Genomic DNA, 12,559 nt, shown 5'->3' with positions numbered 1-12,559 from the left:
ACTATTGGCACGCTAGCGCGAGAGCGACTGGTTCCGTAGGAGAATGCCAATGAGATGTTCACCCACGACCCCCGCGCCCAAAGCGAGTGCGCTACCACCTGCCCTACACCGGTGCGGTCGCCGACATCGCCGGTCCCGTACCTTCAGTTTCAAGACCGACTAGTTACCAGCCACCTCACCTTGACTGGCGCTGCTCGCACGCGAAGCCCGAGGACCTGCTCGAGTGGGTCGACACGGATTCGGGGCGGCGATATCATGGAGCTCGCGGGAGAGGTGCGAGCCGCGCTCGGCGAGGCGGCCCCGTTCATCCGCGAAGGCGTGCGAAATCGGGCCGGCGGTCCGCACTGTGTATGACGGCTTGGTCACCGTGTCTGACCCCGATCCGCGAGTAGTGGTCGGCGGGTTCTCCGGCTAAGTTCGGGGCTGTGACATGGATTGCACCGGCTACGGCCTACGACGCGCGTGGCAGACGTTGCGCGACACGTAACCTGCAAAGAAGCGTTGGAGACGCGAAGTGGCTGTAGTCGGCGCAGCGTTGGCAGGCGTGCGCGCGGCCGACGAGTTCCGCATCCGGGTCGAGGCGAGAGCCGCGTCTGAGGCGAAGATGTACCTGCAAGGGCGTGAAGAAGACAACCCTGTCATCTCCGAGATGAAGGACCTTATCGAGGGGGTCATCTCGCCCGAGTACTCCGGACGCACGGTTCTGGAGCTTCTGCAGAACGGACACGATGCCCACGACAGCACTCGTGACGATGGCCAACTGCAAGTAGTCCTCGATGAGGCAGAGGGTCCACACGGCACTCTGTATGCAGTCAATGGGGGCGCGCCCTTGAACGACGGCAACTTCAAGCGCATGACCGGCACCGGCCGGAGCTCGAAGAGGCCGGACAACAGCATTGGCAACAAGGGCATCGGATTCAAGAGCGTCAGCGAACTCAGCGCCGTTCCAGAGGTCTACAGCGCGAACTCAGAAGGCATGCCTGGCCTTACGGGCTATCGTTTCCGGTTCGCGAAGCCCACTGACTTTGATGCGATCGCTCGACGAGTTGCCCCTAACGAACCCGGCCTTGCCGACGAGTTGAGAGACGAGGTCTCGCACCTGCGAGTTCCGGTTCCTCTGACTGAATCGCTCCCAGCTCGGGTTGAGCAGTTCGCTGCGGAATCCGTCTCGACCGTGATCCGACTTCCCCTTCGCTCATCGGAGGCACTGGAAAGTGCGCGCTCCCAGATCCGCGAGATCGAGAGCAGCGAAGTGCCATTTCACCTCTTCCTCGATCGCGTGTCAGCGATCTCTCTTCAGACGATTGGCCCAGACGAGCCCCGAGAAACGCTCCTCATCCGCGACCAGGTTGCAGTCCCTTGGGCCGACCGTCTTGCCAAGTACGACGTCACAGTTCGTGAGCTTCAGCTTGGTGATGATCGCCGCTTCATCGTGGCATCCCACGACATCGCCGAGCACACCTTCAGAGATGCGATCGAGGAAAGTTGCTCTGCAGGTAAACTGAATAGCAATTGGCTCGAGTGGAAGGGGCCCGCCAGAGTTAGTCTCGCGTTCCCTCTGCACGAAGGCCTGGATGCGGGGCGCCTGTACACGTTTCTCCCCATGGGTGCACAAGCCCGGGCGCCCCTGCCGGCCTTTGTGAATGCACCGTTCGCCACGCGTGCTGATCGCCGGACACTCTCCGATTCGGTTGCCGTCAATGCCCTCCTGCTTGCGTCAGCAGCCAGGATCAGCGCTGCGCTCCTTGCGGCCGGGGCCCGCGACGGCACGCCTGTCCCTCCGGATCTGCTTGTCGACGCAGCGTCATGGACGGAAGACCCAGATCACCTGGATAACGCTCTCAAGGCGAATGACCTGAGCCTCTGGGATCTCTCGTTCGTCCCTGCACTCGGCGACACCTCGCGCAGAGCCGGTCTCGACACCGTGTACCACTGGGGCTTTCACGGGCACGAGCTCACCCCCCATGCTGTCGCAGCGACCGAAACCCTCGACCTCATTGATCCAAGCCTCTCCGCGGCTCGGATCCAGCACTTGCGTCAGCTCTGCACGGCACACGAATGGACGCTCGATCCGTCGTCCGACGTCCTTGCCGACTGTGTCGAGGCGGTAGCGCAGCGCCTAGCCAGGCACGGCGTGGAAGCGGAACGTTGGGCTGGCTTCTACGACGACCTCGCAGAACTCGATATCGAGCCGTCCTTCCTCCAAGGCCGGGCATTCATCCTCGATGAAACAGGCGGACTCGCACGGGCGGGGAGAGCTCCTGGCGTTGCGCAGGTCTACTTCCCGCCACGGCAGACCGACGACAGCATCGGCAGTCACCCTCTACCGGTGTCCCTTCGGTCGCGCCTCGTCTTTGCCTCCTACGAAGTACCTGACCGCCGAGAAGGCAGAAACGCACCTTTGAGGGCGGGCCGAGATTGGCTGGCCCGTCAAGGACTTGTCAGTGAGTACAGGACCGAGACCATCCTCGGCGCCGTCGCAACCACGATGAAGGAACTCTCGGCGGACGCGATCATCCACGACGCGGAACTCCGTGAGTGCCTCCACTTCGCGTTTGAACTCAACAAACGAGCGACACGCGAGATCAAAGACGAGGCCCTTGAGTCGCTAGCAATCTTCGTCCCCGTTCGCAACGGATGGGTCAGAGCAACCGCCGCTCGTTTCGACGAAGGGTGGGACGGGCCTGATTCCCTGTTGGATGCAGCACTCCGGCGGCTTGTCTCGACAGTCGGAGAACGATCCTCTGAGCTCACCGAGATGACCGGCTTCCTCGTGCCAGGGCCCAGCATTGCGCTCCCTGACCTCGCAGCCGAACAGCATGAACAACTTCGGGTCTTCCTCGAGTCCCTTGGCGTCAGGCACGGTCTCTGGCCAGTCGAAGGTTCTCGTCCGCGCCACCAGAAGGGTGAACACCTTGCAAATCCCCAGTACGCCTGGATCGACGGTGACCTCCCCCTCGCCGGCTTCACGCAGGGGGCCTGGCGTGCCCTCGCTGAGCAATGGCCCGGACACTCGCCATCGCAGGCAACAACGCCCTACGTACCGCAAGCAAGTTGGGTCGTGCTTCCCGGGCAGGCCGACTTCGAGCGCCTCGATGACGAGACGCAACGCACCTACAGCGAGTTAGTCGTCCTCGGACTGGGGAGGTGGCCCAATGAGTCACTCGAGGTGCGCTTCACTCGGCAGACCGACAAAAAGGGCGCGGCATGGCCGACGCCGCTGGCGGCGTTCTTGTCGAGCTCAGCCTGGGTTCCGCAAGCAACACCAGGCGATCGTTCTACGGTCACGCGCTCCAGGCCGAGCGAGTCATGGTGGCTCGCTGAGGCTGACACCGTGGACTTCCTTCCATCTCAGCCAGCGCGGTTCCGCGTGGTCGACACCGACCTCTTCCTTCGGCGGATTCGACGTCTCGGAGTACGTGTGTGGGACGACCCAGCAACTGCGGCGCAGCGACTTGAGCACCTCGCGGGGCTCGTCCGCGAGGGAGGCCTTGCCGCTCGCACCGCACACTCGGTTCGCCGTGCCGTCGAGACCGCGTGGAGCGACCTGGTCGACTCCCAAGCCGTGGTTGAGTTGCCCGACACAGTCGTTGTTCAATCCGCCGGCGCACTTACAGTCAGGAGCACCCGTTCGCGGAACTCCGCCCCGGTCTATGTCGTCGACATCGACGACGTACGACAACAACGGCTGCTCGAAGCTTCGCCACTGCTGATCCTACCTATCAAGGACTTCAGGCTTGGCAAGAGAGTTCTCGAACATCTACACCAGGAGGAGGCACACGTTCGGAGCATCTCCGATATCCGGATGAGCGTCCTTGTGGACGGCGTCCAGGTCGCGCTGACTACTCAGCGGCAGGCACTCATCTCAGAGCGCAGACGTTGGCTCACAACCCTTGTCGTCGCCGCGATGGAACTCAAGTACCGGAACTTCCCGCCGCTCCCACCTACTGCCGTCGCCGCAGCAATCGACCGCCTCGAACGCGCTCAACTGACCATCGGCCACCACGTCACCGTGACGATCGACGACCATAGCGTTCCGACGGCCAGCCCCACTTCACTGCTGATCCCGGACGAAGAGAACGACGTGATCGTTGTCGGCGGCGTGGCGAACGACGACGAATGGCTGGTTCTCGACACTGCTGCCGACAGCATCGCTCAGCTCATCAGCGCACCGAGCCTCGGCGACACACTCCGCGTAGCCATCACCACCCTGCGCACAACTGGCATTAACGACGATCCCGCTGACGATGTCGCCCGAGCACTTCGGATCGATCCGAGCGAGGTCCGCGCTGTCGTCCACCAGCCGCGTGCAGGCGTCGACACCAGTGCGACCGTGTTCGTCCTCATGTGCCTTGAGCCCGCCATTGGGTACGAACTCCACGAGGCCGACGGTTCCTTCGTCGAGGAGGACTCAGTACGAAGGTGGCTGGCCGATCGACTCGCTGGTGGCGAAACTCAGGCCGACCGAGTGATGCAGCTGAGCCTGGAGACCGATCGCGGCAGCATCCTCACGCAGTTTGGCGCGGACCTCCCCACAGTCAACCGGCACCTTCGCTCAGTTCAACTCGCTGAACTGGAGAACACAGAGGGCCAGAACCACCAGTACCGAGCCTTCCTCCAGGAGAACGGCGCCAGGTTGCGCGATCAACTCCGCGACCGCTTCGCCGGCACTGTCAAGCAAGGCGGTGACCTCTCCAACTACGTCCAACTGAGTAAGGACATCTCGACTATCGCCCCAGACACCGCTTGGGCCGCCGAACGCTGGGCGCTAGATCCTGACCTCATGGCCCGGCATGTGACTGCTTGGCTCGATGCCCACGCACCTGCGCCGCCGCCGGAACAGCGCGAGTTCCCGAGTGTCGACGATGCCCGAGCCGACGCTCAGCGGAGCCTGCGCGCGGTCCTGGGACGGCTACCTGCGCTCATCGAAGCGTGGACCTATAAAGTCGGTGTGGCGCCCGCACCCCGGACCATCGATACGCCCGAGATCGTTGAGGCCATCACCGCTACTGGCCGACTCGATTTCGGTCCGCTTGAACCTTCCGACGTTATTGGTTGGCTGCGAAACAGCGACAGATGGCCAGCAACCATGCCTCTGTCTTCCACTGCCTCCGAACTCGATATCAGCGGCTCCGACCTCCAGGGAGCCAGGGAACGCATCAAGAATCGCGAAGCCGACGAACGCCAAGCCAAGACATCAGTCACCTACAAGCACGAGACTTTCACGGCCGAGCACGACCAGATGGTCCGTCTTTTCGAGCAGGTTCGTTCCTCCGTCGTCGACGAAGTGATCAGCACTGCCCCAGTGCCGGTGACTCTCGCACTGACTCCGACAGACACACCCGTTCCACGGACCACCAGCCCACGCCCAACCTCATTTCAGGCGTCTGGCCCGCCAGAGGAGAAGACAAAGCTCATCGGCCTAATCGGCGAAACGATCGTCGGGCTTTGGATCGAGAAGCAGTTCGGACTCGCGCCAACAGACACCTGGGTGTCCGGGTATCGCCAGTCCGTCTACCTGGACGGTGTAGGGAACGACAGCCTTGGATACGACTACCGCGTCGAGACTCCAGATCGAACGCTCCTCCTCGAGGTGAAAGCCAGCCTGGGCGACGACGCACTCATCCAGCTCGGAGAGTCAGAAGTCAGGAAGGCCCAGGATCTCTCCCCTGAAGAGGAGTACATGATAGTTTTCGTCGCCAACGGCGGCGAAGCCACGCAAGCCCGCATCTACCCGCTGCCCAATCCGTTCGCTCCAGGGGGCCTGCAGAGGTACCGAGTGGTCGGGCGTTCCATGAGCCTTCGCTTCGACATGGACGACTGAACTGCATAGGACGAGGCGTGCACGGGCACCTCAGGCGCACCCACCTCCGTGCGATGGGGCTTCCGCTCCCTGGGTGACGGCCGCACCTCAGTACAACGAGTCCAGCGAACTGCCGGGAGCCCCTCGGGCGAGGGTTGTTCCACGCGTGATCTTCTCGCGGCTCGCCGGGCTATGAAGAACGCGGTGGGTGCGTATTGGGTGCGTACGGGGTCGGATTCGGAGCCTACCGGCGGCGCGTGAGGCAGTGTCGGGAGCAGCAAATCTCGACGTTCCCCGGTACGCATACTGACCTGCGCTGATACTTGCACCCGGAGTGCGTACAGAGTGCGTAGGGGTCGCGTACCCGTATCTCTTCCAAGTTGCGCTTTTGGCAGGTGAGACAGCGGGTGACCCCCAGGTCACCCGCACCACGGGTGCGAGGGCCTAGGCAGCAACCTATCCGAATCTTGCACGAATCCACCGTGGGTTCGTGATTCTCCCGGTACGTGACCCGTCCTGCGGTGCCGAAAGGGTCCTTCGTCGACCACGTTGCCCGGGAACTGAACGACGCTCCCGATCGCGGGCCATCCTAGGCCGGCTGCAGGGTGGTGCCCCGGCTTGGGTGCGGGGCGCCGCGTGCGAGTATCGGGTGTTCCAGCAACACCTCCAGGCTGCGGGGGCCAGAGCCAACGCCACGAGGCGGTGCGCCAAGTGGATCCCGCAGCGTCTGGTTCTACGAGAAAGGCGTGCGCACCGTCGCCGCCGCCCTTGGCGTGGGATAGTTAGCGGCCGGCGTCGTCAACCGCTGCCGGTCCTGATCGACTGGACCTCGCCGACCTCCATTTGGATGGAATTGCCTACTTCGACGGGGATAGTCCCGGTCTGTCCGCCGCCGGTCCATTGTGCTGTCCAGGACGCGGTGCCGGTGATTGTGTAGGACCCGGTGTGTTGGTTCTGCCCGGCGGTAATGCCGCAGGTTGGCGAGGGCGAGGCGCCGTAGGTCGGCTCGTACGCCGTGCCCGGTGCTGACATGCCGGCGCAGGTCACCCCGGCGACTGTCGCACCAGTGCCGCTCATGGAGTACGCGATCTGGTCCAGGGTCGCGGTCACCGTCACGGTGAGCCCTGCACTGCTCGCCGAGGTGGTGATGGGGCCGGTCGTGTTCGGGGCGGGGTTGGTCACCCAGAGCCATATCGGCATCCCGACAATCGATTCGCTGGTGCCCTCGGGCGGGGTTGACCCGATCGAGCCCATCTGCAATTGCATCCGCGCGACCACCTGGCGGGCGAGCCTCTCCGGTGACGGTCCCGAGCCCGGGGGGCCTTGCCCCCAGACATACGACACCCCGCTTGGACACCCGGAGACAGCATCGCAGTCCGCCCGCACAGCCTCATAGCCGGTGCATTGGAGGATGACCCCATCGGTGCGCCCACCCCACGCGGGGTGCTCACGTGCTGGCTGGGGATCTGCCACCGTCACGTAGCAGGACCCGTTCCATACGCCGGCTCTCGTCTCACACTCGATCGTGAGGTGGGCACCGTATGTGCACTCCCGCGTTGCGCCGGGACCGACCACACCATCGGGGTTGCCCTCGACGGGGCCGTCCCACGGGCATTGGATGTTGATTTGGAGGAAACCCTGGTCGTCGCGGTATTCCTCGGTCCAGCAGCCCGGCGGGACTTCGACTGCGGCGGCCGGACTCATCCCCGGCACGGTGATGGCCATGGTAGTGAGTAGCAGCCCGACGAAGGCCAGGCTGACGCTCCGCCCGGTCAGCATTCGGCTTCCCCGTCTGCGACGAGGTCCATGAGCGACCAGCCCAGGTCTGTCTCTGGTTGGCCCATCACCACGGCCGTAGCCGGGTAGGGGTGATCGGGGGTAGTCCGGTCCGTCCGGACATTGCCGGCCTCGTCGAAGGCGATCACGCTGCGCGAGTCCAGGCACATGGTGAAGGTCACCGTGTCGAAGCCGCTCTCCGTGGGATCCTCGACCCAATCGGTGGCGGTGATCGTGACCACCTCGGTGGCGCCCTCGGTGAAACCACCCTCTTCGTCGTTCCGCTCGTATCCGGTCGAACGCTGTTCCCACAGCTCGAGGTTGCCGGCGTAATAGGGGAACATGCGCTCTTGCCAGCCCTCATACCCGTTGTTCGCGACCTCGGCAGCCACTGCGTAGAAGTCGATCACGAACGCTTCGGCCGCCTCGATCTGCAGGTCTTCGTAGTTGAGGGATGGTTCGGTCGACGGTTCCGTGGGCCGTGTGGTCGTCTCGGTCGTTCCGGTGGTGGGTGTGGGCGTTGGGTTGACGTCGGCAGGGTCACAAGCGGCGAGGCCCATCGTCGCCGCTACCGCGACCGTCACAGCCGCGATGACAGCCTTCGTGTCTCGTCGTGTGCGCATCCCTGGTTCCCCTCCCGGTCAGCCGGCTACCCGGCGCGAGCGGTCTAGTTCGTCGAGGAGTTCATTGGTCTCGGGCTCGGGGTCGACATCGAGTTCGGTGAGCTGGGCCGTGAGTTCTTCGACAAGTTCCTCAACGCTGACATGGTCACCGAGCTGGAGGTGGGCGCGAATCGCATACCGCCAGGTCCGCTCCTCGTCCCGGGTGGCGCGAAGGCCTGCATGGGCGGCCTCGGCCGCGACTTTTGGTTTGCCTTCCAGGAGTGCCCGACGCGCGATTTCGCAGGCGACGTCAGTGATGCTGGCGATCATCTCGGAGGCGAACCGGTCGGCCCACAAATACCGATTAGCGCGAACACGGCCCTGCCCCTCGCGGACCCGCTCGAACGGTGTGCCGCGCACGAGCGCCATCGCCAAGCATAGATCAGCGAGCGGGACTGTGGTGGGGTCGTCGCCGCGCAACTCGTTGAAGTCATCCCAGTCGCTGCGCACTTGTGGCAGGACGTTGTAGCTGTTGCCGAGCGGGTCGGTGCCGCTGAGGCTGAGGTACGGTTCGCCGGCGTCGTTGGTGCCTAGGAGTCGTCTGGCGCGGGAGACCGCCGACTGCCGGGTCGATGCCTTCGCCTCCCGGCCCGGCCATAGATCATGGGTGAGTTCTGCGGTCGTCGCGCCGGGGTTGAGCACGAGGTAGGCGACCATCTCGACCGCTTGGCTCATGTGTGTGGGCGTTCCGGAGAGCACGCTTTCGTCGACTCCGGTGATGTCGACGCCGCCAAGCAGCCGGACCATAGGGGGTTCTGCTTCGAGCCGGTCCGGGTTAACGACCGCGACCGGGGCCGGCGTCACCTGCTCGGTGGGATCGGGCGTAGGTAGGTCGGCCAGTTCCGGCTCGGCCATGCTCCTGAGTGTCTGCGCCCACGCAGGGCCGGCGGTGTACCGGTTGGCCCCGGCGAGGTCGTTCAGGATCGCGGCGTACTCGGTTGTGGAGATCTGCTGCGGTCGCAGTCGCAGGCCTGCCGGGTGCAGCGTCGCTTCGGCGGCGCAGGCCGAGTCGAGCTCGATCGCCCACTCCCCATTGTTCGCCTCCTGGGTGATAGTGGCGATACCCACGCGGGGCAGGGTGCCGACGAGAGTCTCCAAGCGGGCGCGCATCTGCGCGTCGACATCGGTCCCTGTGATGATGATCTCCGGGGACCATTGAGTCTGGCCAAACGGCCGGACTGGAGCGTGCTCTCGCAGGTGTCTGGCCCTGGCCTCCAATGGGTCCAGGATCGCGGCCAGGTCCGGGACGTGGCGGATGCGGCTGGTGTCCATCGCTTCAACCAGTTCCGGGAGCACGCCAACGAGGGTGACCTGGATGTCATCGGCCCACTCCGAAGTGGCCAGTTCCAGCGTCAGTGCTGCGAGGGTCGCGTGGGCCGCCTCTGCCTCGCCTCGGATGTCCAGCTGACCCAGGTCTTCGAGGTCGACGAGGACGTGGGCGTCCTCTTCGTCTTGGCCGATGCTAACCAGGGCCGGCCAGGGCGCCGGGACGTCGCGGCTGTCACACCGCGCGGCGACGGCGGCCAAGTCTTCGTCGCTGATCAGCCAGACCTGCCGGTCCGTCGACCCGTGCCACGGTGAGGGCAGGTCTGTGGCCGCTTCGAGGTAAAGCTGGAGTTCACTGCCGTCGCCGGCGAATCGAGCAGCGCGGATCTGGGGGCGCGCTAGTCCGTGCTCTTGGCATTGCTGGGCCAGGTCCCGAATGGCAAGGTTCACCGTTTCCCGTGCGTCGGGGTCTGCAACCGTCCGCAAGTCCTTCTCGACTGCCTCCTCGGGGCTGCCCGGCTCGGGCATGGCCACCCGGGTGCCAGAGGGGCGGGTGCGGTGGGTATGGCGGCGCCGGTAGACGATCGCCGCCACGATGCCGGCGGCAAGCAGTGCCCCTGCTCCGCCGGCCGTTCGTCGGCCCACGCCGGCCTCCTCGGCCTGGTCGGTGGTGTCGGCGTCGTGATCACTGTCCGCGCTGGTGACCACGCCCTCGGCGTCGCGGTGTTGCTGCCCTGCCGGCTGGTCGGGCGCAATGTGCTCGCCTAGATCGGGGGACTCTGGCGGTGGGGTGGATGCCTCCTGCGGGTAGGTCTCGGTCGTCAGTGCTTCTTCGCCCGTGTCCCCCTCGCTCGTGGCCTCGCCAGCGGCAGCGTTCTCGGTTACCAATGCGGTTGGGCCGGTCGCTGGTGGGACGAGGAGGCGCCAGCCGACGTCGATGATGTCGGGGTCGACAAGGCGGGCGCCGCCTCGTTGAGGAAGGTCGCGGGAAGCTTCGAAGATCTCTGGGTAGCGGTAGCCGTTCCCGAGGTGCTCGGCCGCGATCTCGGAGAGGGTGTCGCCGGCCTGGACCGTCAGTTCCGTCGCGGCGTTCTGGACGGTCTCCGCGCCCGGGAACTCAGTGCCGGGAATGCGCAGCAGCCAGCCGACCTCGAGCCAGTGGGCGTCGGTCAAGGCCCGCCCGTCCGGTTGCGGCAGGCCGTAGTTCAGGTCGGCGATCTCGCGCCATCGGTGGCCATCGCCGAGTCGGCTCTGCGCGATGTCCCACAGGGTGTCTCCGGACTCGACCGTGTGGGTCTGCCAGCCGGGGCTCGGCGCGTCCGGTTCCTCCTCGTGGTCGGCGCGGCCAGGATCTGGCGCGCTGGGTCGGTCGGCCGGCAGGTCCACAAAGAGCATCACCTGCGAGGGCTCGTGGACGGTTGCCCTGACTTGCGTCGCCGGCGCCAGGGCCGGTGCCGCCATGCCGCTGAGGAAGATGGCGCCGAGCAATGCAGCCGCGAGGCGGCGTTGCGGGCCGAGGCCGCGGATCTGCCGAGTGGGCCGGTGGCCCAGTGCCGCCGGGACCTCCATCAGGACGCCCGCCAGGAACGTCGCCCACGCGATGGCACCGATGAGGGTGAGCAGGCCGGTGAGGAAGCCGGCGGTCAGCGGGTGTGCCAAGGTGGTGAGCACCTGCTCCCAACTCGGCACCTGTGTGGGGAGGGAGTCGCGTCCGAGTGCCCAGAGCGCTGCTGGGATTCCGATCAGCAGTGCCAGGAGTGCGACGGCCGCACCGAGTGAGCGCACGTTGCGGGTCATCATGGTCCTCCTGTCGCGAGTCTGACCTCGGCCGAGCCGGTGCCTTGCACGGTGGTGATGTTGATCAGGCTGAGGAAGGCGGTCGGTCTGCTGCAGGTGGCGGTGACGAGGACGCGATCGCCGTCGACCACGACCTCTCCGGTCATTCCGGCGGCGGCCAGGACCGCCTGCCCGGCGGCATGCGCCTGCGCAGGATCGACGATGGCGCCGCCACCCAGCAGGACCGTGCCGGCGTCGAGCTGCTGGGCTGCCGCATGGGCCGCCTGCGCTGCCACGTCGCCGGCCCGGGCCACCGCGTTCAATTTCCGGCCGCCATCGACGACGAGACCGATGATCAGCAGCAGCACGATCGAGAACATCACCGCGGCCGGGGTGATGCTCCCCCGCTCGGTGTCCACTCGGGGACCGGCCGCGTGCCTCATGATCGCTCCCGGTAGGTGTCGATCGCCCGGCTGGCCGTGGCGGTGAGTGTGAGGGTGCCTGGGGCGAAGGGGAGCAGCAAGTCCGCCAGCGGCACCGCGCAGGTCACCACCACGTCCAACTGCGCTGGCGTTCCCGCGGGGCTGGCGAAGCCGCCGGTGTCCACCTGGACGGACATCGGTGAGCAGGCCAGGCCCTGATCCGTGATCGAGGCCTCGGCCGCGGTGTGAGCGTCGAGGGAGGCCTGCTGGCCGGTGCGGGCGATGCTTGCGATCCGGGCGGCGTCGTGTGCCACCTGGTCGATGGTGTTTCGCGCCAGACCGACGCGACCGACACCAATGACGGTGCCTAGCAACAGCACGAACGCCACGGCGAGGATCGCCGACTCGACGGTCATCGAGCCGCGGTCACGCCCCAGGTCGGCGCGCCGGTTCATGGAGTCCACCTCTCGATGGCCACGGTCGAGCTCTGGGTGATGGCCGGAAGCGGCATCCCGGGGACGATGGCGGGTGCCTGCCCGCTGACCGTGACTGTGACCGTCTCGGCTGCGCCGTCGACGGTGATGCTGACCTCGCGCAGCGCACCGACCTGGTCAACGAATCCTTGCGCCGCGGCGGCGCCCGCGATGTTGCTGGCGTTCTCGGCGCTTGCGGCCGTGCTGCCCGCTGATGCGGCGTGCATGGCGACCTCGCGGGCGTGGAACCACAGTCCGGCTTGGATGGCCACGAAGATGAGCAGCAGGACGGCTGGCAGCACGATGACGGCCTCGAGGGTCATCGCGCCGCGGTCCCCCTCACGCCGTGGGTGAGGAGGTCGCAGTGCCCGCCTGGTCATG

At 65.8% G+C, this 12,559-nt stretch carries 7 protein-coding genes; 1 reads left to right on the top strand and 6 read right to left on the bottom strand.

The window, feature by feature from the left end:
* Window positions 1-514 precede the first annotated feature (514 nt).
* Entirely contained in the window at window positions 515-5,824 is a 5,310-nt protein-coding gene (locus GKS42_RS07310; protein WP_154793241.1) for a sacsin N-terminal ATP-binding-like domain-containing protein, read from the top strand.
* 777 nt (window positions 5,825-6,601) lie between these two features.
* Here GKS42_RS07310 and GKS42_RS07305 read toward each other — a convergent pair.
* Genes GKS42_RS07305 through GKS42_RS07280 form a run of 6 tightly spaced genes read right to left on the bottom strand, consistent with a single transcriptional unit; the run spans window position 6,602 to window position 12,501 of the window.
* Window positions 6,602-7,528: a hypothetical protein gene (locus GKS42_RS07305; RefSeq protein ID WP_154793240.1), complete on the bottom strand. Its 927-nt coding sequence runs from the start codon at window positions 7,526-7,528 to the stop codon at window positions 6,602-6,604.
* Window positions 7,529-7,575: 47 nt separating this feature from the next.
* Entirely contained in the window at window positions 7,576-8,202 is a 627-nt protein-coding gene (locus tag GKS42_RS07300; protein WP_154793239.1) for a hypothetical protein, read from the bottom strand.
* Between the two features lie 18 nt (window positions 8,203-8,220).
* Complete coding sequence (locus GKS42_RS07295) at window positions 8,221-11,307, bottom strand: AfsR/SARP family transcriptional regulator (protein WP_168217783.1); 3,087 nt, start codon at window positions 11,305-11,307, stop codon at window positions 8,221-8,223.
* The gene (locus GKS42_RS07290) at window positions 11,304-11,726 is read right to left on the bottom strand and encodes a pilus assembly protein TadG-related protein (protein ID WP_154793237.1); all 423 of its coding nucleotides are present in this window, start codon (window positions 11,724-11,726) and stop codon (window positions 11,304-11,306) included. Before GKS42_RS07290 ends, GKS42_RS07295 begins: the two co-directional genes overlap by 4 nt.
* The gene (locus GKS42_RS07285) at window positions 11,723-12,160 is read right to left on the bottom strand and encodes a TadE/TadG family type IV pilus assembly protein (RefSeq protein ID WP_154793236.1); all 438 of its coding nucleotides are present in this window, start codon (window positions 12,158-12,160) and stop codon (window positions 11,723-11,725) included. Before GKS42_RS07285 ends, GKS42_RS07290 begins: the two co-directional genes overlap by 4 nt.
* Entirely contained in the window at window positions 12,157-12,501 is a 345-nt protein-coding gene (locus GKS42_RS07280; protein ID WP_168217781.1) for a TadE family protein, read from the bottom strand. The genes GKS42_RS07285 and GKS42_RS07280 overlap by 4 nt, the downstream gene beginning before the upstream one ends.
* Window positions 12,502-12,559 lie beyond the last annotated feature (58 nt).

Origin of the sequence: Occultella kanbiaonis, from assembly GCF_009708215.1 — a bacterium.
GTDB lineage: Bacteria > Actinomycetota > Actinomycetes > Actinomycetales > Beutenbergiaceae > Occultella > Occultella kanbiaonis.
Note: the sequence above shows the minus strand (reverse complement) of the source record. Positions and strands in the feature narration are given on the sequence as shown.